The following is a 25230-nucleotide window of genomic DNA, read 5'->3' as shown; positions in this document are numbered from 1 at the left end:
GGCGGATATAACACCACGAGTCCGCCGGGTGTTCCCACTGCGGTGTTCGTCCGCTTCGCGTCGTGTCGGTCGCCCCTGTCATGATGGACGCCATGTCAGCAGCCGGCGCAGCAGAGGTGACGACTACCGGTCTCGATCCCGAACAGTCCGCAGCGGTCCTCGCTCCCCGGGGGCCGGTGTGTGTGCTGGCGGGGGCCGGAACAGGCAAGACCCGGACCATCACCCGGCGGATCGCGCACCTCGTGGCCAGCGGGCACGTCGCCGCGGGGCAGGTGCTGGCGGTCACGTTCACGGCGCGCGCGGCAGGCGAGATGCGCGGGCGGCTGCGCAGCCTGGGCATCGGCGACGGGGGAGCGCAGGTCCAGGCGCGCACGTTCCACGCCGCCGCGCTGCGGCAGTTGCGGTACTTCTGGCCGCAGGTGATCGGCGACACGGAATGGCGGCTGCTCGACCGCAAGTTCGCGGTCGTGTCGTCCGCCGCCGGACGGGTCGGCCTGTCCACCAGCACGGAGAGCATCCGAGACCTGGCCAGTGAGATCGAGTGGGCCAAGGCCTCGCTGATCGCGCCCGAGGACTACCCCCGTGCGGTGGCGAAGTTGCGCCGGGAGGCGCCGGTCGACGCCGCGAAGGTCGCCGAGGTGTATCACGGCTACGAACAGCTCAAGGCCCGCGGCCAGGACGGAATGCTCCTCGATTTCGACGACCTCCTGCTCCACACGGCGGCGGCACTCGAAGAGCATTCGGCCGTCGCCGAGGAGTTCCGCGACCGCTACCGCTGCTTCGTCGTCGACGAATACCAGGACGTCACCCCGCTGCAGCAGCGTGTCCTCGACGCCTGGCTCGGGGAGCGGGACGACCTCACCGTCGTCGGCGACGCCAACCAGACCATCTACTCGTTCACCGGCGCCACACCCAATTACCTGCTCGACTTCTCGCGCCGGTTCCCCGAGGCCACCGTCGTGCGCCTCGAGCGCGACTACCGCTCGACCCCCGAGGTCGTGTCGATGGCGAACAGGGTGATCGGAGCGGCCCGCGGCCGGATCGCGGGCACCCGTCTGCAACTGATCGGGCAGCGCGACTCCGGACCGGAGCCGAGTTTCGTCGAGTTCGACGACGAACCGGCCGAGGCCGCCGGGGTGGCGCGCACGATCAAGCGGCTCATCGCGTCCGGCACTCCGGCGGCGGAGATCGCGGTCCTGTACCGGATCAACGCCCAGTCCGAGGTGCACGAGCAGGCGCTGACGAAACTCGACATCCCGTACCAGGTGCGGGGCGGGGAGGGCTTCTTCACCCGCACCGAGGTGCGTCAGGCCGTGGCGGCGCTGCGTCAGGCCGCGGGCCGCGACGACCTGCCCGACGCGGTCGGCGCCGATCTCGTCACGCTCGTCCGCGCCGTCCTCGTTCCGCTGGGGCTGACGGACGCCGAACCGGCGGGTGCGCAGGCCCGCGAGCGGTGGGCCTCCCTGTCGGCGCTCGTCGCGCTCACCGAGGAACAGCTGACCCAGGATCCGGAGTCGACCCTCGACGCACTGCTGCGCGAGCTGAGTCTGCGGGCGGAGGCGCGGCACCCACCCGTCGTGCAGGGTGTGACCCTCGCGTCCCTGCACGCCGCGAAGGGGCTCGAATGGGACGCCGTGTTCCTCGTCGGCCTCACCGACGGAACGCTGCCCATCCAGCACGTGCTCGGCGACTCCAATTCGGCGCCCGACGAAGCTGCCGTCGAGGAGGAACGCCGGTTGCTGTACGTCGGCGTCACCCGCGCCCGCGAGCACCTGCAGATGTCGTGGGCGCTGTCCCGGAACGAGGGTGGCCGCAAGTCGCGGCGCCGTTCGCGGTTCCTGCACGGACTCATCCCCGAAGACTCGCCTGCCTCGCGGATCGCGGCGCCCGTCAAGAGCAACAAGAAGCGTCCACGGTGCCGGCTCTGCGGAAAACAGCTGATCGGGACGACCGCGACCATGCTCGGTCGCTGCGAGGGGTGCCCGTCGAACATCGACATGGAACTGCTCGAATCGCTGCGGTCGTGGCGGCTCGAGAAGTCGAGGGAGCTGAAGGTCCCGGCGTACGTGGTGTTCAGCGACAACACGTTGACGGCTCTCGCCGAGCAGCGCCCGCAGGACGACCGCGGACTCGTCGCGATTCCCGGGATCGGTGCGAAGAAGCTCGAACAGTTCGGCGAAGACGTCCTCGGTGTGATCAAGGGAAGCGGCAGTCACTGAACGACTCCCGCGCGGGTGGGTAGTAGCACGCATCACTGCAGGTCAAAAATAGGTTGTGCGGTTCTGGAGAATTGCCTACTGTGGTTTCAGTGCGCGGGGAGACCCGTGTGGTTCACATCGGATCGAGAAGAAATGGAGGTGGCGGTGAAATGACAAAGTTCCAAGCACATGAGACGGCAGTCGCTGCTGCCTCCGCGTTGTTCGGCATGAACGCGGCGGAACCGGCACCGGCGATTGTCTGGTCGGCAGCCCGTCGTCGTCCCGCAGCAGCAGTCGAGTCCGTGTATCGGAGTTGTCGAGGAATTCCTCGATAGATCAACTCCCACCGTCTTTTCAAGGCCACGGACCCGCATCGCGGACCGTGGCCTTCGTAGTTCGAGCACCTTTTCCGCTCGCAGCCTCGGCTCTGGTTCGCACCTTTTTCATCGAACCGAAGAGATCAACCGTCGCAATGAGAGCAGAGGAGAACGACGTGTCTACCGTGACATGCCGAGGGGTATCCGAAACCTCAACCGCCACAAGCGGATTTGTTCAGATAGCTACCGCACGTGGTGACCTGCCGTGCCGGGTCGACGATCCCGACCTGTGGTTCGCGGACTCTCCCACCGAACTGGAGCAGGCGAAGGCGCTGTGCGCGTCCTGCCCGATTCGCTCCCGCTGCCTCGACGCGGCTCTCGATCGTGGTGAGCCGTGGGGCGTGTGGGGTGGGGAGATCTTCGACCAGGGTGTCGTGATCGCCCGCAAGCGTCCCCGGGGACGTCCCCGCAAGACGCCGGCGCTGGTGTGTGCGTAGCACCTGTGAGTACTTGTTAACCGCCCGCGGTTGACAAGTACTCACAGGTCGGGGTCTACGAACCCGGGAAGCCACTGCGTGAGGATCGCCATGTACGGCGCGTACGCGTCCAGTTGGGCGCAGATCCCCACCGAGCCGACGAGGACCCGGAAGATCATCAGATACTCGGCGGGCAGATTCAGTGCCCGGGCCGTTCGGAACTGCGCACTGTTGAAGTCGGTCGCGGAACCCGCCGCCTTCTGCAGCCACGCGCGGGTGAAGTGGAACGATTCGGTGCGGATCGGATCGGTGACGGGGCGCAGATAGTCGGCGATCTCCTTGTCGGTGACCGTTCTGCCCGGCAGGACGAATCCGTTGGCGTGCAGCAACTCCGTCAGTTCGTCGAACTGCTCGTGGACTGCCAGCCGGACCATCGTCCCGAGCACCGGGGGAAGACCGTGCGGAAACGGTGCCGCGGCACCGAAATCGATGACCCCCAGGCGGCCGTCGCTGTGCAGCATGAAGTTACCCGGATGCGGGTCGCAGTGGAGCAGGCCGACGCGGGTGGGGGAGGCGAAGTGGAACTCCGCGAGCAGTGCGCCTGCGGTGTTGCGTTCCTCGGGGGTGCCGCCGGCGATGATGGCCGACAGCGGTTTCGCCGACATCCATTCGGTGACCACCACCTTGGGGGCACTCGCGACGACATGCGGAATCGCGAACTTCGGGTCCCCGTCGTACACCTTCGCGAAGCGGCGCTGATTGTTCGCCTCGATCCGGTAGTCGAGTTCTTCTTCGGTGCGGGCGGTGAATTCGTCGATGACCGGGCGCACGTCGACGCCGGGCATGACCGAGGCGAACAGTCCCGCAAACCGGCCGAGTGTCTTCAGGTCGGCGCGCAGCGCTTCGTCGGCGCCGGGGTACTGAACCTTGACGGCCACGTCGCGGCCGTCGGCCCACACGGCGCGATGCACCTGGCCGATGCTGGCCGACGCGGTCGGGGTGTCGTCGAACGACTGGAACCGCTCCCGCCACTTGGTGCCCAGTTGCTGGTCGAGCATCCTGTGGACGGCCTTCGCGGGCAGCGGAGGTGCCTGCGCCTGCAGCTTGTTCAGCGATTCACGGTAGGGCTCCGCGAACTCCTCGGGGATCGCCGCCTCCATGACACTGAGCGCCTGGCCCAGTTTCATGGCGCCGCCCTTGAGTTCGCCGAGGACGGCGAACAATTGCTCGGCGGCCCTCGCGCTCAGCTGGGCGTCGATCTCGTCTTTGTCGCCGCCGGTCAGTTTGCGGCCGAACCCCATAGCGGCACGCCCCGCGATCCCCAAGGGGATGCTCGCGAGTTTCGCGGTGCGGGCAGAACTCCTGCGGGGGATGTCGGGCACCCCACCATCATGCATCATCACCGGAGGCGGTTCGATTCGCCCACGGCGGGTGCCAGATACGTGCAGCTGCAACTCGCCTGCCTCGGCCAGCGGCGCGTCACCAGCCGGTGCGCGCCCAGATCGATCTCGAGTGTCGCGTCGAGACTGCTGGGCGGCGCGCCGCGCGGGGCGGACAGTACGGCCTCGAGTTGGCCGAGCGCGACTGCGGTCGTGGCCATGATCACGGCGGGACTCGCGTGCCCGACGGTCCCGAGGAGCTGAGCGGACAGGTGCGGCCAGTCCTCGTCGTAAGCGGCGCGGAGGAGGTCGGCGCACCGCAGGCAACTCGTGTGGCCCGGCAGCACGAGCGGACCGACCACACCGCGACCGTCCCGCAGCCGGACCTGCAGGTGCGGTATCCCGTTCTGCACCAGGTCCGCGGCGAGGCGGGGGTCCGCCACCAGATCGTCCGCGAGCACGACACACAGGGCGTTCCACCGCCGGACGTCGCCGTCGGCGGAGTAGCGGAACGAGCGGGAGACCCGGATGCCGCCGTCGGTGAGTCCGGCGGACACCGCATCCGACAGCGGTCCGCGTCCGTGCACGCGGATGGTGATCGTGTCCGCGATCGGGGACGTGCCTGCGACGTCGATCAGACCGGCGCGGTCCAGATCGCCGAGCAGCTTCGACACGTCCGTGGGCGCAAGGCCGTACCCGACGGCCGTCCACAGGATGTGCGGCCGCGTGTTCCTGCCGTCGAGCAGTCGGACGACGGCGAGGAGTTGTTCGGTCCGGACTCCGGGCGGCGGGGAGAGAACGAGTGCGCGTTCGGGATCCCAGCCGAACTGGATACGGCCGTCGGGGCGGACGAGTACGGCGATCCGGGGATCGAGGGTGACGCCGACTGGCTGCGGGTGCGGAATGGTCACACACCGAGGATTTCAGGCCGCGACCGGTCGCCGGCCCGGAAAAGACGAGTTGTCCACAGGCCGAAACATGCTCCGACCTGCGGACTTCCCGCTACTTGTAAATTGGTGCGATCAGGCGGTCAGGACTCCGGTTCGTCGTCCTTGCCGGACTTGCCGCGTTCGGCCTCCTCGGCCCGCTCGCGGGCCTCCGTCGCCTCCAGCTGCGCCATCGGATTGTCGAAGTCGCCTCCGTCGCCGCCGCCGAGCACACGCTGGACGAACGCGTCCGGGCTGTCGAGATCGGACGAGTCGGGCAGCAGGTCGGGGTGGGCCCACACACCGTCACGGGCGTCGATCGACTCGGACGTGAGGCGTGTCCACAGCTGCGCGGCCTCGCGGACCTTGCGGGGACGCAGTTCGAGTCCGACGAGTGTCGCGAAGGTCTGCTCGGCGGGTCCGCCGGTCGCGCGCCTGCGGCGGAGCGTCTCGCTCAGGGCCGCGACGCCGGGGAGGCGGTCGCCCAGCGCCGACGAGACGACGACCTCGACCCAGCCCTCGATGAGGGCGAGAAGCGTCTCGAGTCGCTCGAGGGCCTGCTTCTGCTCGGGTGTGGTCTGCGGTTCGAACGCACCCTGCTGCAGGATGTTCTCGAGCTGCGACGGATCGGTCAGCGCGGACGGATCGAGCCCCTTCGCCATGTCCTCGATGGCGGAGAAATCCATGGTGATGCCGCGGGCGTACTCCTCGACGGTGGCGAGGAGGCGCTGACGCAGCCACGGGACGTGGCTGTACAGGCGCTGGTAGGCGGCCTCACGGGCGGCGAGGAAGACGAGGATCTCACGGTCGGGCTGTTCGAGCCCCTTGCTGAACCGCTCCACCGCCGCGGGAAGCAGTGCGCCCGTGCCCGCCGGACCGAGGGGGAGACCGATGTCGGTGGAGGTGAGCACCTCCTTGGACAGCTGACCCAGCGCCTGGCCTAGCTGGGAGCCGAACGCGAGGCCACCCATCTGGCTCATCATGCCGAGCATGGGGCCCGCCATCTGCTGCGCCTCTTCGGGCAGCCCCTGCACCCACATGCCCGACACCTTCTCCGCGACCGGGTCGCACAGCCGCTTCCAGGTGTCGAGGGTGTTGTCGAGCCAGTCGTTGGGCGTCCACGCAACGGTCTTCGACGCGCCCGCGGGCAGCGTCGTCGCGGCGTCCAGCCACAGCTCGGCGAGCCGCGAGGCATCGGCGATCGCCTCGGAGTTGCCCTGCGTGATCGGAGCGACGGACCCCATCTGCTGGCGGGCGAGCTTCTTCGCGATCTCGTAGTTGACCGGGCCGGTCTGCTCCCCGGAGCCCATCGACGTGCCCATCCCGCTCAGCATCTGGCCGAACTGGGTGAGCATCTGGCCGAGGGCAGCCGGGTCGAAGCCCCCGGCGGGGAAACCACCCGCCCCGAAACCGAAGTCGCCGGAACCGCCCGCGTTCTTGTCGCGGTCGGGCCCGTTCTGATCCCCCGTGTTCTTGTCACGATCGGGATCGTCGTCGGGTTTGGAGAAGCCGAAGGGCGGATTGCTCATGACTCAACGGTACAAGGCGCATGGTTCGGTGGCTGCCGACCGCGTCACGCTGACGGCGAACACGCGGACGGCCGACAGCGGTGCCCGCCGGATCGCGCTCTACGCTGGTCCAGGTGAATCGACGGATCGTGACGCTTCTGGCTGCGCTGGCCCCGATCGTGGTACTCGGCATTCTCGGCACCGTGATCAAGGTGCCGTACGTGGCTCTCGGGCCGGGACCCACGTTCAACACCCTCGGCGAAGTGGGTGGTGAGCAGGTCGTCGCCATCGAGGGAACGGACGTGGACGACACCACCGGCCACCTCAACATGACGACGGTCGCCGTGCGCGACGACCTCAACGTGTTCGAAGCGTTCGGACTGTGGGCCAGCGGACGCCAGGGCATCGTGCCCCGCGAGGAGGTGTACCCGCCGGACAAGTCGAAGGACGAGGTCAAGCAGGAGAACGACGCCGACTTCCAGCAGTCGGAGGACAGCGCCGAACTCGCGGCGCTCCACTTCCTGGACAAGCCGGTGGACCTGCGGATCGCCAAGGTCGGTGAGGACGGCCCCTCCCAGGGGCTGCTGCGCGAAGGCGACGTGCTGGTCAGTGTCGACGGAAAGCCGGTGTCGACGGTCGGCGGCGTGCAGGAGGCGGTGGCCGATGTGCCCCCGAACACCGAGGTGCCGATCGTGATCCGGCGTGACGGCGCCGAGACCACGGTGCGGGTGGTGCTCGGTGCCCGCCCGGACGACGAGGCCAAGGGCTACCTGGGGATCACGCCGGAGGAGGTCCCGGACGTCCCGTTCACGATCGACTTCAACCTCGCCGACGTGGGCGGCCCGTCGGCGGGACTCATGTTCACGCTCGCGGTGATCGACAAACTCAGCCCGGGCGAACTCAACGGCGGCAAGTTCGTCGCCGGCACCGGCACGATCGACTCCGACGGCGACGTCGGCCCCATCGGTGGCATCAAGTACAAGTTGATCGCCGCATCCGAGGCGGGCGCCGAGACGTTCCTGGTGCCCGCGAAGAACTGCGACGAGGCACGCCAGGGCGCACCCGACGGGCTCCGGCTCGTGAAGGTCGAGAACCTCGACGGAGCCGTCGACGCGCTCGAGGCCGTCAATGCCGGAGCCGACGCACCGCACTGCTGAGCGGTCAGTCGTCGTCCGTCGCGTCGAGGGTGGCGTACAGCGCGCTGACGAGATTCGGCGCCAGATCCTCGTAGGTGAGCAATTCGATTCCGGCGTACGGGTCGGCGTCCTCGTCGGGGCGCAACTGCATCAGGCACAGCGACGGTCCGTCGCGCAGCACCGCGGCGATCAGCCGGGCGGACCGGCGGTCGGGATGCGACTCGGCCGCGGCCCGCGCGGCGTCGTCGGCGGCGTCGCGGTCGGACAGCAGCGGGACGAGTGCGTCGTCCAGATCGGATTCCGCCTCGGGGGGCAGGACGACGATCTCCTGGACGAGGGCGCACCCGACCACGCCGTCCGGCCAGCTGGTGGTGGCGAGGAATTCGTCGAGTGCGCGTGACCCGCCGTCGATGTCGCCCGGGAACGGATCCTGTTCCACCGGGGTCAATTCCGCACCGTCGGCGAGTTGGTCGAGCAGGCTCGGTTCGGCGGCCGCGAGGAGTTCGGTCGGGACGAGTGCGAACATCTGGGGCGGCTGATCCCACCCTCCGGCATCGACGAATTCGACCACCTCACGCACACAGCGGGCGAGGGCGTCCGGCTCTCGGTTCACATTCTCTTCACTCACAGGACCCATCTTCGCACCCCCGGAACAGGACCGACGGCGGCAACTCTCGGTTGTTACGTAGAGTGGGACGAAACGGTCACGCCCTCGCTGTTCGGGTGTGGACGACCGAACGGTGCAGTTGACCGCGGCGCGCGAGCGTCGCCGAGTTCTTGGAGTGTGGCACGTGGGCATGCGGCCCCCCGCAGGTTTACCGTCGTTGTCCAAACGCAGTCGAGTGCTGCTGGTGCTGGCGCTTGTCGTCGCGGCCCTGCTGCTGGTGGGTCCTCGGCTGATCAGCACGTACACGGACTGGTTGTGGTTCGGTGAGGTCGGATTCCGTGGTGTCTTCACCACGGTCCTCGTCACCCGTCTGCTGCTCTTCCTCGTCGTGGGGGTGGTGGTCGGCGGAATCGTCTGGCTGGCACTGCTGCTCGCGTACCGTTCACGGCCGGTGTTCGTCCCGGTGTCGGGTCCCAACGATCCGGTGGCGCGGTACCGCACCACGGTGATGACCCGGCTGCGCCTGTTCGGACTTGCCATTCCGATCGCGGTGGGACTGCTCGCCGGCCTGATCGCCCAGTCCAGCTGGGTGACGGTGCAGCTGTTCATCAACGGCGGCGCGTTCGGCGTCGCCGATCCCGAATTCGGCCTCGACGTCGGCTTCTACACGTTCGATCTGCCGTTCTACCGTTTCGTCCTCAACTGGCTGTTCGTCGCGGTGCTGCTGGCGTTCTTCGCGAGCCTGGTGACGCACTACGTCTTCGGTGGGCTCAAGCTCGCGGGCCGGGGCGGGGCGCTGACGAATGCGGCGCGAGTCCAGTTGGCAGTGCTCGCGGGAACGTTCATTCTCCTCAAGGCGGTCGCGTACTGGTTCGACCGGTATTCCCTGCTGTCCAGCAGCCGCAAGGAGCCGACTTTCACCGGTGGTAGCTACACGGACATGAACGCGGTGCTGCAGGCGAAGCTGATCCTGCTGGCCATCGCGGTGATCTGCGCGGGCGCTTTCTTCGCGGCGATCTTCCTGCGCGATCTGCGGATTCCCGCAATGGCCACAGCCCTTCTCGTGCTCTCGTCGATCCTGGTCGGCGCGGTGTGGCCGCTCGTGGTGGAGCAGTTCTCGGTGCGCCCCAACGCCGCCGACAAGGAGAGCGCGTACATCGAGCGGAACATCGCCGCCACCCGGCAGGCGTACGGCATCACCGACGACAAGGTCGAGTACCAGGACTACCAGGGGTACGGGACGACGCCGCCGCGCGACGTGCCCGCCGACGTCACGACGATCGCGAACACGCGACTGCTCGACCCGAACATCCTGTCGCGGACGTTCACCCAGCAGCAGCAGCTGAAGAACTTCTACGGTTTCCCGCCGACGCTCGACATCGACCGGTACGACATCGACGGGGCGATGCGTGACTACATCGTCGCGGCCCGCGAGTTGTCGTCGAAGAGCCTGACCGGCAACCAGACGGACTGGATCAACAAGCACACCGTCTACACGCACGGCAACGGACTGGTCGCGGCCCCCGCGAACCGGGTCAACGCCGCCGCAGGCGAGTCCGCGGAGGAAGCCGCGAACAGCAACAGCGGTTACCCCGTCTACATGGTCAGCGACATCGCCTCCCAGGCCGCGGGTAATCAGGTCATCCCGGTCGAGCAGCCGCGCATCTACTACGGCGAGGTCATCGCCGACACCGATGCCGACTACGCGATCGTCGGCGGTTCCCAAGGTTCGGATCCCCGGGAGTACGACACCGACACCTCGCGCTACACGTACACCGGATCGGGTGGTGTGCCGATCGGCAACTGGTTCAACCGGCTGGCGTTCGCGGCCAAGTACACCGAACGCAACATCCTGTTCTCCGGTGCCATCGGTTCGGATTCGAAGATCATCTACAACCGTGACCCCCGGGACCGCGTCACGCACGTCGCACCGTGGCTGACCGCGGACGGCGACTCCTACCCGGCCGTCGTCGACGGCAAGGTCGTGTGGATCGTGGACGCCTACACCACGCTGCAGGACTACCCGTACGCGCAGCGCAGTTCGCTCGACGGACTCGTCGAGGACAGCATCGACCAGAACACCGGCCGCTTGCTGCCCCGCAAGGAGGTGTCCTACATCCGAAACTCGGTGAAGGCCACCGTCGACGCGTACGACGGCACGGTGAAGCTCTACCAGGTGGACCAGAACGATCCCGTGCTCGATGCGTGGATGGGTGTGTTCCCCGACGCCGTGCAGCCTGCGGACTCGATTCCGGACGAACTGCGCGCGCACTTCCGTTACCCCGAGGACCTGTTCAAGGTGCAGCGCGAGATGCTCGCCAAGTACCACGTGGACGACCCGAAGGAGTTCTTCACCAACAACGCGTTCTGGTCGGTGCCGAGCGATCCCACAATCGACACGAGCGCGAACCAGCCGCCGTACTACGTGCTGGTCGGTGATCCCGAGACCGGGAAACCGTCCTTCAACCTGACGAGTGCGATGGTGGGTTACAGTCGCGAGTTCCTGTCCGCCTATCTGTCGGTGAAATCGGACCCGGAGAATTACGGCAAGTTCACGGTGCTGCAATTGCCGACGGACACGCAGACCCAGGGTCCGCAGCAGACACAGAACTCGATGATCTCCGATCCGCGGGTGGCGTCGGAGAGAACGCTGCTCGAGAGATCGAACAAGATCCAGTACGGCAACCTGCTGACACTGCCGATCGCGAATGGCGGCATCCTGTACGTCGAACCGATGTATACGGAGCGAAGTTCGACGGGCCCGAACACGTCGACGTTCCCGCAGCTGTCCCGAGTGCTGGTGAGCTACCGCGAGCCGCCGCCGAGTAACAGTGTGCGCGTCGGGTACGCCCCGACTCTGGCACAGGCGCTCGACCAGGTGTTCGGTGCCGGCACGGGCTCGGTGGCCACGGCGCCCAGCGCCGAGGAGGGGACACCTCCGGAGACGGGCACGACGCCGCCCGTCGACCAGGGTGCGGCACAGCCGGCGCCCACCGCACCGGCGACTCCACCGTCCGGCACGGACGTCTCGGCGGCGGTGGCGGAGCTGGATGCGTCGCTCAACGCGTTGACGGTGGCGCAGCGCAGCGGTGACTTCGCGGCATACGGTGCGGCCCTTGCCCGGGTGCAGAAGGCGGTCGCCGCGTACGAGGCGATCCCGAAGTAGAGGCGTTTCACCGAGACAACGAACGAGGCCCTGTCATCCGAACCGGATGACAGGGCCTCGTCGTATGCGAGCGGAAGATCAGCGCAGTGCGTCGACCAGCTGCGGGTTCGCGTCCACCAGCTGCTGGAACTGCTGTCCGAAGCCGTTCTGCTCGGCGACCTGGCGCGCGGAGTCCAGTGCCTGCTGCGCCGCGGGCTGGACCGGGGCGGGCGCCGGGACCTGTGCCGGTGCCGCGGGGGCCGGCGCCGGGGTGGGCGCCGGAGCGGGAGCGGGCGCGGGGGCCTCGGCGACGTCGCCGCCACCGGTGGTCAGGTACTGACCGCACACCGGCCAGGCACCCTGGCCCTGCGTCGCGAGAACATTCTCGGCGACCCGGACCTGCTCGGCCTTGCTGGCGTTCGACGCCGAGCCGCTGCCGCCGTTGGCCTGCCACGTGCTCTGCGAGAACTGCAGGCCGCCGTAGTAGCCGTTCCCGGTGTTGATTCCCCAGTTGCCGCCGCTCTCGCACGCTGCGACGCCGTCCCAGTTGTGGGAGGCGGCGGAGGCGGTGCCGGTGCTCAGGCCGAGCGGGACGGCGACGACGGCTCCGGTGACGGCGATCCAGCCGAGGGCACGCTTGCTGATGCTGTGATTGGTCATGGGGGGTCAATCCTCTCCGCGCTTGCTGGCGTGGCCGGCCTGCGGGCGACGACGTTCGCGTCGTCGCCCGGGCTGCGATTCTGTGCCGCGTCCCTGCCCCTCGAAGGTTTCGGGGATTCCGAACCCGCGGGGCAGAGCTAGCAGCGGCGGGCCGGCTTTCGCCCGGTTGTTTCGGGCCGAGAGCGACCGTACGGGAGCTTCGCCCGCAGTTCACCTGGCCAGATTGGTGGACAGGTGTCCGGCGTTGAGGGCGAATTTTCCCTGTTTCCGCAGTTCAGAAGCGCTTGATATCGTTTCGGAGTCGATTCGTTACACCGTTGTTATGTGGCGGGGATCACTACGAATTTGTGCAGCGGCTCACGCGTAAATGGCGGGGAAACGGATCTCGGTGGTGTAGGTGGATGTCTTGCAATGCAAGAGCGCCCGGCGCGCAGTCGTGCTGCGCGCAGGGCGCTCGGGCAAGTGTGGGGTGCGGATCAGAGGTACTGTCCGCAGACCGGCCAGGCGCCGGGTCCCTGGGTCGCCAGGACGTTCTCGGCGACGGCGATCTGCTCCTCGCGTGAGGCGTTCGACGGCGAGCCGGAGCCGCCGTTCGCCGCCCAGGTGCTGTCGGTGAACTGCAGGCCGCCCGAGAAGCCGTTTCCGGTGTCGGCGGCCCAGTTGCCGCTGCTCTCGCAAGCCGCAACGGCGTCCCAGTCTCCGGAAGCGGCCGAAGCGGTGCCGGTACTCAGGCCGAGCGGCACTCCGATGACTGCTCCGGTGAGTGCGACTGCGCCCATGGTCCGCTTGACGATGCTGGAATTGATCATGTGGTTGGTTCCTCTCCGCGCCTGCCGACGAGGTGGTCGTGTGGGTGACGGCTGGTGTGCCGATCCGCTGGTCGATCTGTCCTCGTCCTGCCCCTCGAGGTGTCGGGATTCCGGCTCCCGCTGGGGCAGGTCGAGCTGCGGCGGGTCGGCGTTGCCCGTTGGTTTCGGGCTGGCAACGAACGTACGCGGCGATCACGGAATGGTCACGGGCCGATTTTCTGTGACGGGCGTCCAAATACTGGGATGAACGCACGGTGTTTTCGCAGGTCGACCCGCAACTTGCGTGTTCCGAAAACGTTACAGATTTTCTCGAAACTGTGATGCAGGTCATAACTTTTAGGTAACGGATGTGACTCGAGTGGTGCTGAAAGGTTGCTACTCGGCCTCTTTCCGGGCGATTTGCAATCCGTTCGTTCGCTCGTGTAACTTTGTTCATGCAGCGCGGGGTGGAGCAGCTCGGTAGCTCGCTGGGCTCATAACCCAGAGGTCGCAGGTTCAAATCCTGTCCCCGCTACCACCGAAGAACCGGTGTCCTGAAATCCAGGACACCGGTTCTTTTTTGTCTCCGTGTTCGGTTTCGTGGCCGGCGCCGGAACGCCGAGTGGAATGCAGGCCGGTGGATCAGCCCTCCGTGACGTCCATCTCGATCAGGACGCGGCGCAGCAACTTACCGGTCGCGTTGCGGGGGAGTTCCTCGATGAAGACGATCTCGCGGGGCACCTTGTACCGCGCGAGGTTCGACTTGACGTGCGCCTTCATTTCCTCGGCGTCCTTCGCGGACCCGGGTGCGGGCACGACGAAAGCCCTGAGGCGATGGCCGAACTCGGAGTCCTCGACACCGATCACGGCAGCCTCGAGTACGTCCTCGCGGTCGGCGAGCAGGTTCTCGACCTCGAGCGGGTAAACGTTCTCGCCGCCGGAGACGATCATGTCGTCGTCGCGGCCGTCCACGAAGAGCAGGCCGTTGCGGTCGAAGTGCCCGACGTCGCCGGTCGACAGCAGACCGTTGATGCGCTCCTTGTCGCGACCGTCCGTGTAACCGGAGAAGCTGAGACCGCTGGCGACGAAAATGCGTCCGACGGTCTCGGGTTCGGTGATCCGTCGACTCGACTCGTCGTACAACTCCACGTGGCACGTGACGGGAGCCCGCCCCGCAGTACCCGGCGCCAGTTCGAGGTCGGCGGGGGTCGCGACGGTGGCGACGGCGACCTCGGTGGAGCCGTACAGGTTGTGGAGCACCTTGCCGAACGCGGCGGTGGTGCGCTTGCAGAGGTCGGGGGACAGCGCGGACCCGGCCGCGAAGATGATCGTCAGGCTCGACGTGTCGTACTTCGCCAAGGTCTCCGGTCCGAGATCGATGATGCGCTGCAGCATGGTCGGAACGACCACCAGCGTGTCGCAGCGGTGCTTCTCGACCAGGCGAATCGTGTTCTCCGGATCGAACTTCCGATGCATCACCACGGTCTGGCCCAGTGCCAGTGCGAGCGCGAACTGGGAGACTCCGGTCCCGTGGAACGCGGGGGCCGCCATCATCATCGTCTGGCCGCGTCGCAGCGGAACCCGGTCGAGGAACTGCGCCGACGCGAGCGGAGACGTGTGTCCGCGGGGAGCGCCCTTCGGCGTGCCGGTGGTGCCGCTGGTGAGGAGGACGAATCCGCCCAGCGTGGACGGTGCGGGCAGCGAACTTCGATCTCGGCCCTCCATCACGTCGTCGAGTGTGCGGACCCGGGACGTCGAATCTTCCTCCGCCCACGAGCGATAGACGATCACCTCGTCCGGGAGGGCTTCGGCGACCGCGTGGAACTCGTCGTCGTACACGAAGGCCTGCACCTGTTCGCGGGCGGCGACGTCGACGAGTTGCGGCCGGGCGAAACCGGTGTTCATCAGCACCAGTTTGGTGCCGTTCTTGGCGGCGGCGAGCATCGTCAGCACCAGGCCACGATGATTGCGGCACATGCATCCCATGACGGAACCGGGGGTGATGCCGTCGGCCTGCCACGCCCGCACCAGGGCATTGGACTGTTCCTCGATGTCGGAGTAGGTGAGCGCGCCGCGCTCGTCGACGATGGCCACCGCATCCAGGCCGGCCTCGGCGTTCGCGTGGACGGGCCCCGCGAACGGGCCGTACTTCCGCACCGCCAGAATGGAGCGGACGCCCTGGTCGACGCGGGGAAACGGAACGAGGCCTGCGCGGTTCATCACCCGCACAGCTCCCACGGTGTCCGTCACCTTGGTGAGAACGTGCTGCACTGACATGTCGAACCCTTCGGATAGGCGGGACCGCGTCACCAGTCAGGGTAGAGGACAGCGGCACCCGTGCCGGTCGTAACCGAAAGTCACCGGAATACGTCGCCGGGGGCCAGTTCGACGGCCCTCAGGCCGGCCGCCTCCGCGCGTCGGACGAACTCGCCGCCGGGGCCGTGGAACCGGCGTGGCCGCACCGGGTCCATCCCGATCGGCCACAGCGTGCCGAAGTGGATCGGGATCGACACGTCGGCGGCCACCGACCTCGCCGCGGCGACGGCCGATTCCGGATCCATGTGTCCCGGTCCGAGATTCGGCCCCCACCCGCCGACCGGGAGCAGCGCGACGTCGCAGCGCGGAACCCACTCCGCCATCGCGGGATCGAGTGCGGTGTCGCCGGCGAAGTACGTGGTCGCCGCGCCGTCGACGACATACCCCAGCGCCTGCGCCCGCTGCGGGCCACGGCGCCACCGCCGGCCATCGTGCACGGCGGGCACCGCGCGCACGGTCACCGAACCGAGTCGCACGTCCTGCCCGGCCGACACCTCGATCAACCGGTCGCCGAACACACGCAGTCCCGCAAACGCGTCCACGGCGCCGCGGGGAACGACGATCGGAACGTCGTTCGCGATCAGGGCGAGCGAGGGCAGATGCGTGTGGTCGGCGTGCAGATGGGACAGCAACACGGCGTCCGGCCGCACCGGGTCGTTCATTGGGTCCGGGCCGCGACGACGCCGTAGGTGAGCCACCCGTGCCGTCAGCACCGGGTCCGTGAGGATCGTCGTCCCACTGTCCGTGATTTCGACCGTCGCATGCCCCCGCCACCGGATGCGCACCCCTGCGTTCTCGGTCATAGCGGCCCCGTTCGCTCGTCGCGGTGACGCCGCTGCGATGAGTTCGGCCGCGCCACTCCCTGTCAGACCTTACGATCCCCCAGAAGGGAGGTCTGCGATGCGCTCTCTGGGCTCGGCGGCCAGGACAGTGACCGAATTTCTCGTGCTGTGGCTCGTCTCCGCCGTCGCACTGGTCCTGACCGACCTCATTCTGCCGGGGGTCCGGCTGCATCCGACGCCTGCGGGCGGACCCTTCGACACCCTCCCGGCGGCACTGTTCCTCGCGCTCGTGTACGGACTGTTGTCGGTCACCCTGTGGCCGTTGCTCGTGCGCGCAATGCTGTGGGTGGGTCCGGCGCTGCTGTTCCTGGGCGTGTTCGCCGGGAACTGGCTGATCATGATCCTCGCGGTGCGGGTCGTGCCGGTCGCCACCACGGAGCGGGTCGCCGACGTGCTGGTGCTGGCGCTGGTGATGTCCGTCGTCGGTTCCGGTGTCGCCGGAGCCATCGCGGCCCGGCGCGACGACACGTACCGATTGATGCTGGTGCGCCGCAACCGGTCTCGACTGCGACGCGGCGGAGCCCCGGACGCGTCGCCGGGAACGCCCGGACTGCTCTGCATCCAGATCGACGGCCTCGGCCACGCGGTGCTGCAACGCGCGATCCGCGACGGCGTCACACCGCATCTCGCCGGGCTCGTGCACCGCGGCTCCCACGTCCTGACACCCTGGCACACCGACTGGAGCAGCCAGACCGGTGCGAGCCAGCTCGGGATCCTGCACGGTGACAACCACAACGTGCCCGCGTTCCGATGGTACGACAAGACCCGTGGCACCGTCGCCGTCTTCAGCAATCCCGCCGACAACGCCGCCCGCGAACTCGAGCGCGCGCATCGGCCCGGTCTCCTCACCGGGGGTGCGAGCCGCGGCAACCTGGTCACCGGCGGCGCAGACGACAACGTCCTTGTGGTCAGCCGCATGCGAGGCGCCCGGATGGGTGGCAGGGCAATCGGATACGCCGACTACTTCGTCGACCCCGCGAGCGCGGTGCGCACCGCGGTACGGCTCGTCGCCGAGGTGCTGCGGGAGAACGTGCAGGCGTACCGGCAGCGCCGCGCCGACATCACGCCGCGCGTCCGGCGGGGCGGACTGTATCCGCTGGTCCGGGCGTTCACGACGGTCGTCGAGACGGATGTCGTCGTCGCAGCGGTCGTCGGCGATCTCATCGCGGGCCGCAGTCCCGTGTACGTGGACCTGGTCGGGTACGACGAGGTCGCTCACCATTCCGGTGTCGAACGCCCCGAGACGCGCAAGGTCCTGCGCGCTCTCGACGACGAGATCGGAATGATCTCCGCTGTCGCCGCCCAGGCCGGCCGGTCCTACCGCATCGTCGTGCTGTCGGATCACGGGCAGAGCCAGGGGGCCACCTTCCGCGACCGCTACGGCAAGAGTCTCGAGGACGTCGTGCTCGACGCCTGCCACGCCCCGGAACGCCGAGACGGCGACTCCGTCACGCTCGGCAGCCGAGGCCGCGGCGCCGAAGGCCTCGGATATGCCGAGGCCAGCCTCCGGTCGGAGGCTGCCCCCGACGTCGCCGTCACCTCGGGCGAGAATCCAGTGGTTCTCGCGTCGGGCAATCTCGGGCTGGTCAGCTTCCCCCGGGTGGCGGGCCGGGCCACCCGCGAATGGACGGACGCCCGGTACCCGGACCTGATTCCGGCGCTCGTCACACATCCCGGCATCGGGTTCGTGCTCGTGGCCCGCGACGACGGCGGCTCGGTCGTGCTCGGACCTGCCGGCAGCGTCGACGTCGCCACCGGTGAGGTGGACGGCGTCGATCCGCTCGCCGACTTCGGGCCCGGCGCCCTCGACCGGATCCGCCGGACGGACACCTTCGACAACGTCGCCGACCTGATGGTGGGCGGCCGGTACTGGCCGGACACCCGGGAGGTCGCCGCGTTCGAAGATCAGGTCGGATCGCACGGCGGGCTCGGTGGACCCCAGAACACGCCGTTCCTGCTGTATCCGGCCGACCTGCCCGCGCCACCGAACCCTCTGCAGGGCGCCGAAGCGGTGCACGAGGTGCTCGTCCGGTGGCGCGATCTCGCGTGAATCCCGTTCCCGCACGGCATGAGCCGTGCGCGGCTGCTACTTCAGCTCGGCGGACGACTTCCCGAGCAGACGGCGGGCCACGATCAGCTGCTGGATCTGCTGCGTGCCCTCGAAGATGTCGAGGATCTTCGAGTCGCGTGCCCACTTCTCGAGCAGCGGGCGCTCCGAGTATCCCAACGTGCCTGCGAGTTCGACGGCCTTGAGGGAGATGGCGGTTCCGGTGCGGCCGGCCTTCGCCTTCGACATCGACGCCTCGAGTGAGTTCGGCTTCTTGTTGTCCGCCATCCACGTTGCCCGCAGAGCGAGCAGGTAGGCGGCTTCCCAGTCGGCCTCGAGCTGCAGGAACTCGGCGGCGGCCGCGTGCTGGTTGTACGCGGGGGTGTCGTACGAGATCTCCACACCGGCGTCGGAGAGGATGCGGCGCAGTTCCTCGAGCGCGGCGCGGCCCAGGCCGACCGCCATACCGGCGACGATCGGGCGGGTGTTGTCGAACGTCTGCATGACGCCGGCAAAGCCCTTCTCGACGTTGACCTCCGGCGTGCCGAGCAGGTTGTCCTTCGGGATCCGGCAGTCCTGCAGCAGCAGCACCGCGGTGTCCGACGCCTTGACGCCCAGCTTGTGCTCGAGGCGGGCGACGCTCAGTCCCGGGGCGTCGCGCGGGACGACGAACGACTTGATCGCGGCGCGGCCCTTGGTCTTGTCGACGGTGGCCCACACGACGATGTGGGTGGACCGCTCACCGGCGGTGACGAAGATCTTCTCACCGTTGAGGACGTATTCGTCGCCGTCGAGCACCGCGGTGGTGGTGACGGCGGCGGAGTCGGAACCGAAACCGGGTTCGGTGATGGCCATCGACGCCCACACCTTGCCGAAACGCTCGAGCTGTTCGTCGGTGGCGACCGCCGCGATGGCCGAGTTGCCGAGACCCTGGTACGGGATCGCCAGTGTGAGACCCACGTCGCCCCAGCAGGTTTCGATGACGTTCATCAGCGAGGACATGTTGCCGCCGTTGACGTTCCCGATGACCTTCGGTTCGTCGCCGCGTCCGAGGGCGGCGCCCGCCGCCCCCTTGCCGGAGTCGTTGAGACCCTCCACCATGGCGGCCATGGTGTCGAGTTCTTTGGGGTAGGCGTGCTCCGCGAGATCGTACTTGCGGGAGATCGGCCGGAAGATTTCTGCCGCAACCTGATGCGCCTGGTTCGCGGAGGCTTTGAGCTTCTTGGGAAGTTCGAGGTTGATCATGACTGTTTCCTTAGTTCGAATCCGGCAGCTCAGATCAGGACGATGCCCTCGGCGACGCCGATGGCGCGCAGATCGCGGTACCAGCGCTCCACGGGATGTTCCTTGGTGTAACCGTGGCCACCGAGCAGCTGGACGCCGTCGAGACCGATCTGCATGCCCTTCTCGGACGCCAGCTTTCGGGCGAGGGCCGATTCGCGGGCGAAGGACAGCCCCTGCTCGGCGCGGGAGGCGCCGCGCAACGTGACCAGGCGCAGGCCGTCGAGTTCGATGCCGATGTTCGCGACCATGAAGGCGACGGCCTGACGGTTGCTGATCGGCTCACCGAACGCGACCCGCTCGTTGACGTACGGGATCACGTAGTCGAGAACGGCCTGACCGGTGCCGACCGCGAGCGACGCCCAGCCGAGGCGGGCCAGCCGGATCGCGTCGGCGTATTCGGCCTTCCGCGCGTCGGCGTCGGCGGCGCCGAGCAGACCCGACTCGGGCACGGCGACGTCGGTGAGGTTGAGCCGGCCGAGGCCCGCGGCGCGCAGGCCCATGCTCGGGTCCGCCTCCACGACGAGTCCCTTGGTGTCGGCCTCGACGATGAAGAAGGAGGGTTTGCCGTCGAGTTCGGCCGCCACGATGAACAACTCCGACGAGGCGGCGGCGGGAACGAGGCTCTTGACGCCGTTGAGCTTGTAGCCGCTGGGGGAGCGGACTGCCTTGGTCTGCAACGCGAACGGATCGAACAATGCGCGGGGCTCGTTGACGACCACGGCCGCGTTCGGAACCTGCTCGCCCGTGAACGAGGGCAGGTAGGTCTTCTGCTGGGAGTCGGTGCCCCACTGGGTGAGGGCGACGGCGACGCCGCTCGGCGCGAGGATCGGCAGCGCGAGCCCCATGTCGCCGTGGGCGAGGGCCTCGGCGACGAGGGAGTTGGTGACGGCCCCGCGCTCGCTGGCGGCCCCGTCGAGTTCCTCGGGAACGTTGATCAGGGTGATGCCGAGTTCGGCGGCGCGTTTCACGAGATCGGCAGGTGCGGCGGCGGCGGCATCGGCGGCGTGCCCGGCGGGCCGCAGGATCTCGGCGGCGAATTCGCGCACGGTCTCGACGATCATCTGCTGCTCGTCGCTCGGGGTGAGGTCGAAGTAGCCGGCCTTGGCGGTCGGGTTGTCGGGGAGGCGCTTCGGTGCGCCGCCGCCGGACACCTTCTGGAATCCGCGGGTGGCGGCGCCGAGGGTCTTGAAACCGGTCTTCGTGCCTTCGTAGGTCACCCGGTCGATCGTCTGGCGCAGGTTGTACTTCTCGGCCAGATCGGATCCGGTGATCTTGGTCAGCACGCGCATCGCGGCACCCATGGCGTCGCGCTTGACGGGATTCAGTCCGACGGCGGACGTGTCGCGGGGGTTCCGCTTCGCTCTGCCGTTGGGGGCAACAGTGTCTTGCTTGCTCATGATCACCAGCTGTTTCTCGGTGTTCGGGCGTGGACACGATCTATCTTACTCAGCAGTAAGGTTAGTGTCTACTATCGAGTAAGTTCCGGTGCGCGCGAGCTCCCACCGCGCCGGGTTCGAGCCCGATCTTCGGGGGGCAGCAGACATGCGAGAACCGCCCTCCTCGGGGGCCGAGGAGGGCGGGCCGGGCTCCTTCGCGGAGGCCTCGAAAGGGACTGTGTGTCTGTATTACTGCGTCAGCGCAGTCGGGACAGCGCCTCGTCGTGCAGCAGGGTGTTGGTCGCCAGCGCGCTACCCCCGTGCGGGCCGTCGGCGCCGGCGAGGTTGGTGAACCGGCCGCCGGCCTCGCGCACCAGGACGTCGAGGGGTGCGAGGTCCCACAACGACACCTCGGGCTCGGCGGCGATGTCGACGGCGCCCTCGGCGAGCAGGCAGTAGGAGAAGAAATCACCGAATCCGCGGACCCGCCACACGTCGTCGGTGAGGGAGAGGAACTGCTCGCGGATGCCGAGTTCCTTCCACCCGGACAGGCTCGAGAACGTGAGGCTGGCCGAACCGAGCCGGTCGACGGCCGAGACGGCGAGGCGAGTGGGCTCGGAGCCGTCGAACGTCGACCAGGCGCCACCACCCGATGCCGCCCACCAGCGGCGCGCGAGTGCCGGGGCGCTCACGACACCGACGGTGGGAACGCCGTCCTCGAGCAGCGCGATCAGCGTGGCCCAGATCGGGACGCCCCGCACGAAGTTCTTGGTGCCGTCGATCGGGTCGACCACCCACTGCCGCCCCGAGAACTGCGCGTCGCCGCCGAACTCCTCACCGAGGACGGCGTCGGTCGGCCGCTCGGATTCCAGCGTCGCCCGGACCGCCCGTTCCACCGCCAGGTCCGCGTCCGTGACCGGGGTGAGGTCGGGTTTGTCGTCCACCGACAGGTCGAGTGCCCCGAAGCGGGCCCTCGTGATCGCGTCCGCCTCGTCGGCGATTCGGAGGGCGAGTTGCAGGTCGGCGTCGAGGTCGGTCACGGTCGCACAGATTACTCGTACCGCACCGGCCCGAGCTCAATCGATCTTCACCTCGGCGAGCTTGCCGGTGGCGACGTCGAAGACGAACCCGCGGAGCGACGTGGTGGCCGTGACGAAGGGACTGGCCTGAATGCGGCGCAGCGACTGCCGGACGTCCTCGTCGAGGTCGGGGAACGCCTCGGCCGACCAGGCGGGTTTGATCCCGACCTCGTCCTGGATGGACTTCTTGAAGTCGTCGTCGGTGAACGTGAGCATCCCGCAGTCCGTGTGGTGGATGAGGATGATCTCGGTGGTGCCGAGCAGTCGCTGGCTGATCGCGAGCGACCGGATCTCGTCGTCCGTCACCACCCCGCCCGCGTTGCGGATGACGTGCGCCTCACCCTCCTGGAGGCCGAGGATCCGGTAGACGTCCAGACGTGCGTCCATGCAGGCGAGGACCGCGACGTGCTTGCTCGGGGGCAGGGGGAGCGGCCCGGTGAATCCGGCTGCGTACTCCTCGTTGTTCTTCAGGTACTGGTCGGTCACGGTCATCGTCGACTCCGTCCGGGATGGCGGTACGAACAAGTGCGTACCCGTGCATGCAACAAGGCGCTTCGGGGGTCCGCAAGGCTTTCACACAGCGTGATCGGAAGGGGTGACTTCGGTCGCGGCGAAGGGGTGACAGGGCACCTGTCCGCACCCGGTAACCTTGGGAACCGTGCATCCCGACGTATCCGCAGACCTGAGCGAGCTCGACACCACCCTCCGCACCGTCGAATCGGTGCTGGACGTGGAGGAGTTGCGCCGCCGTATCGACGAGCTCGAACACCAGGCTGCCGATCCGGAGCTGTGGAACGACCAGGAGCACGCCCAGCAGGTCACCAGTCAGCTGTCGCACTCCCAGGCCGAACTGCGCCGCGTCGAGGAACTGCGCTCGCGGCTCGACGACATGCCGGTGCTCTACGAACTCGCCGAGGACGAGGGCGCGGAGGCCATCGCGGACGCCGACGCCGAGCGACACAGCCTGCGCGAAGACATCGCGGCGATGGAAGTCAAGACGATGCTCTCCGGCGAATACGACGAGCGCGACGCGCTGGTCAACATCCGCTCCGGCGCCGGTGGCGTCGACGCCGCCGACTGGGCCGAGATGCTGATGCGCATGTACATCCGCTGGGCCGAGAAGCACGGTTACGGCGTCGAGGTCTACGACACGTCCTACGCGGAAGAGGCCGGCATCAAGAGCGCGACGTTCGCGGTCAAGGCGCCGTACAGCTACGGAACCCTGTCCGTCGAGATGGGCACGCACCGGCTGGTCCGGATCAGCCCGTTCGACAACCAGGGCCGCCGCCAGACGTCGTTCGCCGAGGTCGAGGTCCTGCCCGTGGTCGAGACCACCGACCACATCGACGTCAACGAGAACGACGTCCGGGTCGACGTGTACCGCTCGTCGGGCCCCGGCGGGCAGTCCGTCAACACCACCGACTCCGCTGTCCGGTTGACGCACATCCCGACCGGCATCGTCGTGACGTGTCAGAACGAGAAGTCGCAGCTGCAGAACAAGGTGTCGGCGATGCGCGTCCTGCAGGCCAAGCTGCTCGAGGTCAAGCGCAAGGAGGAGCGCGCCGAGATGGACGCGCTCAAGGGCGACGGCGGCAGTTCCTGGGGCAACCAGATGCGGTCGTACGTGCTGCACCCGTACCAGATGGTCAAGGATCTGCGTACCGAGTACGAGGTCAACAACCCGTCGGCGGTGCTCGACGGTGACATCGACGGTTTCCTCGAATCCGGCATCCGGTGGCGGATGCGCGAGAGTCAGGCGTCCTGATACCGATGGAAGCGGCAGCGGCAGTGTTCGCTCCCACCCAGAACCTCCTCGACTGGCTCTCGTCGACGGGCCTCGCGGTGTCCCTCACCGTCCTCGGCGCGATCCTGATGGCGCGGTTCGTCAACTGGGGCGGCAGCAAGGTCACCGACCGGATCGACAGCAACTACATGCAGGGCGACGCCCTCGTGCGGTCCGAGGCGACCAAGCACCGGCACTCGGTGGCGCAGGTGATCACCTGGGTGATCATCACCATCATCTACGTGATCGCGACGATGAAGGTGCTCGACCAGCTGAGCCTGCCGATCGGCAGCCTCGTGGCCCCGGCCACCGTGCTCGGCGCGGCGCTCGGTTTCGGCGCGCAGCGCGTCGTACAGGACATCCTCGCCGGCTTCTTCATCATCACCGAACGCCAGTACGGGTTCGGTGACACGGTGCAACTCGCGGTGACGGGGTCGTCGGAGGACGCCGAGGGCGTGATCGAGGACGTCACGCTCCGGGTCACCCGGATGCGGAACTCGGACGGTGAGGTCATCACCGTGCCCAACGGCCAGATCGTCAAGGCCATCAACCTGTCCAAGGACTGGGCGCGTGCCGTGATCGACGTTCCGGTCCCGGCCACGTCGGACATCAACCGGGTCAACGAGGTGCTCCACCAGGTCGGTGTCGAGGCCTTCGCGGATCGCGGACTGAAGAAACTACTGCTCGACGAGCCGACGGTGATGGGAGTGGAGAGTCTGACGGTCGACGAGGTCAGCGTCCGCGTCGTGGCGCGGACCCTGCCGGGTAAGCAGTTCCAGGTCGGTCGCGCGCTGCGCGTGCGCATCGCCACCGCGATGAGACGGCAGGGCATCACCGTCGAACCGGACCTCCAGACGGTCCGGGCAGCGGAGGGCGAGGGATGACCGACGAACCCCGGCGCGGACTGGACCGGGTTCTGCACTCCTCGTTCATTCCCGCCAAGATCCTCGGCGGCCGGGTGCGGACGTCGACACTGGTGCTGTGCATCCTGTGGGTGGTGCTGTACACGCTGTACACGTACCTCAACCCCGCCGAAGAGGTGGTCCAGGGGCCGGTCGCTCCTGCTGTCGTCCCCACCCGGGAGGCGCCGATCCAGGAGACCACGCCGCCGCCGTCGGAGTTCGAGACGACGATCGAGTCGACGACGGAGACGGCCACGACCACCGAGTCGACACCCGAGCCGACGCCGGAGCAGACGGCGCCCACCGGAACCAGTCAGGTGACGTCGACGCCGACGCTGCCGTTCGGGATTCCCAATCCGTTCCCGCCTCCGCCGACGACGACGCCGCCGACCACGTCTTCCGTCCCGACGACGTCGGCGACACCGCAGCCCGGGCGGTGACGCCCGCGCGTCGCTTCATTT

Annotated in this window: 20 protein-coding genes and 1 tRNA gene; 9 read left to right on the top strand and 12 right to left on the bottom strand. The window is 68.0% G+C overall.

Annotated features, from left to right (window positions below; translation table 11 throughout):
* Nucleotides 1-80: 80 nt before the first annotated feature.
* Together CA951_RS09900 and CA951_RS09890 are read left to right on the top strand one after the other, a co-directional pair.
* Complete coding sequence (locus CA951_RS09900; RefSeq protein WP_087556656.1) at nt 81-2219, top strand: ATP-dependent DNA helicase UvrD2; 2139 nt, start codon at nt 81-83, stop codon at nt 2217-2219.
* A 451-nt stretch (nt 2220-2670) separates the two neighbouring features.
* Nucleotides 2671-3012 carry a WhiB family transcriptional regulator gene (locus CA951_RS09890; RefSeq protein WP_072937673.1) on the top strand — a complete coding sequence of 114 codons (342 nt, stop codon included), beginning with the start codon at nt 2671-2673 and terminating at the stop codon, nt 3010-3012.
* Nucleotides 3013-3053: 41 nt separating this feature from the next.
* On the opposite strand, the gene CA951_RS09885 is transcribed toward CA951_RS09890, so the two are convergent.
* The 3 genes from CA951_RS09885 to CA951_RS09875 all read right to left on the bottom strand — a co-directional run bounded on the left by CA951_RS09885 (nt 3054) and on the right by CA951_RS09875 (nt 6825).
* Nucleotides 3054-4391 carry an AarF/ABC1/UbiB kinase family protein gene (locus CA951_RS09885; protein ID WP_087556654.1) on the bottom strand — a complete coding sequence of 446 codons (1338 nt, stop codon included), beginning with the start codon at nt 4389-4391 and terminating at the stop codon, nt 3054-3056.
* On the bottom strand, nt 4391-5281 hold the full coding sequence (locus CA951_RS09880; protein ID WP_087556653.1) for a hypothetical protein: 891 nt from the start codon (nt 5279-5281) through the stop codon (nt 4391-4393). Before CA951_RS09880 ends, CA951_RS09885 begins: the two co-directional genes overlap by 1 nt.
* A 119-nt stretch (nt 5282-5400) precedes the next feature.
* On the bottom strand, nt 5401-6825 hold the full coding sequence (locus tag CA951_RS09875; protein ID WP_087556652.1) for a zinc-dependent metalloprotease: 1425 nt from the start codon (nt 6823-6825) through the stop codon (nt 5401-5403).
* 113 nt (nt 6826-6938) lie between these two features.
* Between CA951_RS09875 and CA951_RS09870 the strand changes: the two genes are divergently transcribed.
* Entirely contained in the window at nt 6939-7961 is a 1023-nt protein-coding gene (locus CA951_RS09870) for a PDZ domain-containing protein (protein WP_201453034.1), read from the top strand.
* Between the two features lie 4 nt (nt 7962-7965).
* Here CA951_RS09870 and CA951_RS09865 read toward each other — a convergent pair whose 3' ends face one another.
* The gene (locus CA951_RS09865; protein WP_087556650.1) at nt 7966-8577 is read right to left on the bottom strand and encodes a PPA1309 family protein; all 612 of its coding nucleotides are present in this window, start codon (nt 8575-8577) and stop codon (nt 7966-7968) included.
* Nucleotides 8578-8731: 154 nt separating this feature from the next.
* Between CA951_RS09865 and CA951_RS09860 the strand changes: the two genes are divergently transcribed.
* On the top strand, nt 8732-11713 hold the full coding sequence (locus CA951_RS09860) for a UPF0182 family protein (RefSeq protein WP_179220160.1): 2982 nt from the start codon (nt 8732-8734) through the stop codon (nt 11711-11713).
* Nucleotides 11714-11791: 78 nt separating this feature from the next.
* Here CA951_RS09860 and CA951_RS09855 read toward each other — a convergent pair whose 3' ends face one another.
* Both CA951_RS09855 and CA951_RS09850 read right to left on the bottom strand, forming a co-directional pair.
* Complete coding sequence (locus CA951_RS09855) at nt 11792-12352, bottom strand: transglycosylase family protein (protein WP_087556649.1); 561 nt, start codon at nt 12350-12352, stop codon at nt 11792-11794.
* A gap of 476 nt (nt 12353-12828) precedes the next feature.
* Entirely contained in the window at nt 12829-13161 is a 333-nt protein-coding gene (locus CA951_RS09850) for a transglycosylase family protein (protein ID WP_087556648.1), read from the bottom strand.
* Nucleotides 13162-13601: 440 nt separating this feature from the next.
* On the opposite strand from CA951_RS09850, the gene CA951_RS09845 reads away from it, so the two are divergent.
* Nucleotides 13602-13678, top strand: a tRNA-Met gene (locus CA951_RS09845).
* Nucleotides 13679-13782: 104 nt separating this feature from the next.
* Here CA951_RS09845 and CA951_RS09840 read toward each other — a convergent pair.
* Together CA951_RS09840 and CA951_RS09835 are read right to left on the bottom strand one after the other, a co-directional pair.
* Nucleotides 13783-15417 carry an acyl-CoA synthetase gene (locus CA951_RS09840; RefSeq protein ID WP_087556647.1) on the bottom strand — a complete coding sequence of 545 codons (1635 nt, stop codon included), beginning with the start codon at nt 15415-15417 and terminating at the stop codon, nt 13783-13785.
* Nucleotides 15418-15497: 80 nt separating this feature from the next.
* Nucleotides 15498-16259: an MBL fold metallo-hydrolase gene (locus CA951_RS09835; RefSeq protein WP_087556646.1), complete on the bottom strand. Its 762-nt coding sequence runs from the start codon at nt 16257-16259 to the stop codon at nt 15498-15500.
* Nucleotides 16260-16356: 97 nt separating this feature from the next.
* On the opposite strand from CA951_RS09835, the gene CA951_RS09830 reads away from it, so the two are divergent.
* Nucleotides 16357-18348 carry a phage holin family protein gene (locus CA951_RS09830; RefSeq protein ID WP_087556645.1) on the top strand — a complete coding sequence of 664 codons (1992 nt, stop codon included), beginning with the start codon at nt 16357-16359 and terminating at the stop codon, nt 18346-18348.
* 36 nt (nt 18349-18384) lie between these two features.
* Here CA951_RS09830 and CA951_RS09825 read toward each other — a convergent pair whose 3' ends face one another.
* The 4 genes from CA951_RS09825 to CA951_RS09810 all read right to left on the bottom strand — a co-directional run bounded on the left by CA951_RS09825 (nt 18385) and on the right by CA951_RS09810 (nt 22576).
* Complete coding sequence (locus CA951_RS09825) at nt 18385-19590, bottom strand: acyl-CoA dehydrogenase family protein (RefSeq protein WP_087556644.1); 1206 nt, start codon at nt 19588-19590, stop codon at nt 18385-18387.
* Between the two features lie 29 nt (nt 19591-19619).
* The gene (locus CA951_RS09820; RefSeq protein ID WP_087556643.1) at nt 19620-21032 is read right to left on the bottom strand and encodes an acyl-CoA dehydrogenase family protein; all 1413 of its coding nucleotides are present in this window, start codon (nt 21030-21032) and stop codon (nt 19620-19622) included.
* A gap of 230 nt (nt 21033-21262) precedes the next feature.
* The gene (gene hisN, locus CA951_RS09815; RefSeq protein ID WP_087556642.1) at nt 21263-22045 is read right to left on the bottom strand and encodes a histidinol-phosphatase; all 783 of its coding nucleotides are present in this window, start codon (nt 22043-22045) and stop codon (nt 21263-21265) included.
* A 36-nt stretch (nt 22046-22081) separates the two neighbouring features.
* The gene (locus tag CA951_RS09810; protein WP_087556641.1) at nt 22082-22576 is read right to left on the bottom strand and encodes a carbonic anhydrase; all 495 of its coding nucleotides are present in this window, start codon (nt 22574-22576) and stop codon (nt 22082-22084) included.
* Between the two features lie 166 nt (nt 22577-22742).
* Here CA951_RS09810 and prfB point away from each other — a divergent pair, with 166 nt between their 5' ends.
* From prfB to CA951_RS09795, 3 genes are read left to right on the top strand one after another with little or no spacing between them, the layout of a single operon-like run.
* Nucleotides 22743-23849, top strand: a complete 1107-nt coding sequence (gene prfB / locus CA951_RS09805; RefSeq protein ID WP_072937793.1) for a peptide chain release factor 2 — start codon at nt 22743-22745, stop codon at nt 23847-23849.
* A gap of 5 nt (nt 23850-23854) precedes the next feature.
* Complete coding sequence (locus tag CA951_RS09800) at nt 23855-24751, top strand: mechanosensitive ion channel family protein (protein ID WP_087556640.1); 897 nt, start codon at nt 23855-23857, stop codon at nt 24749-24751.
* Nucleotides 24748-25209 carry a hypothetical protein gene (locus CA951_RS09795; protein ID WP_087556639.1) on the top strand — a complete coding sequence of 154 codons (462 nt, stop codon included), beginning with the start codon at nt 24748-24750 and terminating at the stop codon, nt 25207-25209. Before CA951_RS09800 ends, CA951_RS09795 begins: the two co-directional genes overlap by 4 nt.
* The last annotated feature ends 21 nt before the right edge of the window (nt 25210-25230 follow it).

The sequence above is a fragment of the Rhodococcus sp. NCIMB 12038 genome (assembly GCF_002165735.1).
Classification (GTDB): Bacteria; Actinomycetota; Actinomycetes; order Mycobacteriales; family Mycobacteriaceae; genus Rhodococcus_F.
This window is presented reverse-complemented; position numbering and strand designations above follow the sequence as displayed.

Excerpts from the sequence above, each read along its gene's own strand:
- CA951_RS09900 (WP_087556656.1), top strand. The coding sequence starts at position 81 with ATGATGGACGCCATGTCAGCAGCCGGCGCAGCAGAGGTGACGACTACC.
- CA951_RS09890 (WP_072937673.1), top strand. The coding sequence starts at position 2,671 with ATGAGAGCAGAGGAGAACGACGTGTCTACCGTGACATGCCGAGGGGTA.
- CA951_RS09885 (WP_087556654.1), bottom strand. The coding sequence starts at position 4,391 with ATGATGCATGATGGTGGGGTGCCCGACATCCCCCGCAGGAGTTCTGCC.
- CA951_RS09875 (WP_087556652.1), bottom strand. The coding sequence starts at position 6,825 with ATGAGCAATCCGCCCTTCGGCTTCTCCAAACCCGACGACGATCCCGAT.
- CA951_RS09865 (WP_087556650.1), bottom strand. The coding sequence starts at position 8,577 with ATGGGTCCTGTGAGTGAAGAGAATGTGAACCGAGAGCCGGACGCCCTC.
- CA951_RS09855 (WP_087556649.1), bottom strand. The coding sequence starts at position 12,352 with ATGACCAATCACAGCATCAGCAAGCGTGCCCTCGGCTGGATCGCCGTC.
- CA951_RS09850 (WP_087556648.1), bottom strand. The coding sequence starts at position 13,161 with ATGATCAATTCCAGCATCGTCAAGCGGACCATGGGCGCAGTCGCACTC.
- CA951_RS09840 (WP_087556647.1), bottom strand. The coding sequence starts at position 15,417 with ATGTCAGTGCAGCACGTTCTCACCAAGGTGACGGACACCGTGGGAGCT.
- CA951_RS09835 (WP_087556646.1), bottom strand. The coding sequence starts at position 16,259 with ATGACCGAGAACGCAGGGGTGCGCATCCGGTGGCGGGGGCATGCGACG.
- CA951_RS09830 (WP_087556645.1), top strand. The coding sequence starts at position 16,357 with ATGCGCTCTCTGGGCTCGGCGGCCAGGACAGTGACCGAATTTCTCGTG.
- CA951_RS09825 (WP_087556644.1), bottom strand. The coding sequence starts at position 19,590 with ATGATCAACCTCGAACTTCCCAAGAAGCTCAAAGCCTCCGCGAACCAG.
- CA951_RS09810 (WP_087556641.1), bottom strand. The coding sequence starts at position 22,576 with ATGACCGTGACCGACCAGTACCTGAAGAACAACGAGGAGTACGCAGCC.
- CA951_RS09800 (WP_087556640.1), top strand. The coding sequence starts at position 23,855 with ATGGAAGCGGCAGCGGCAGTGTTCGCTCCCACCCAGAACCTCCTCGAC.
- CA951_RS09795 (WP_087556639.1), top strand. The coding sequence starts at position 24,748 with ATGACCGACGAACCCCGGCGCGGACTGGACCGGGTTCTGCACTCCTCG.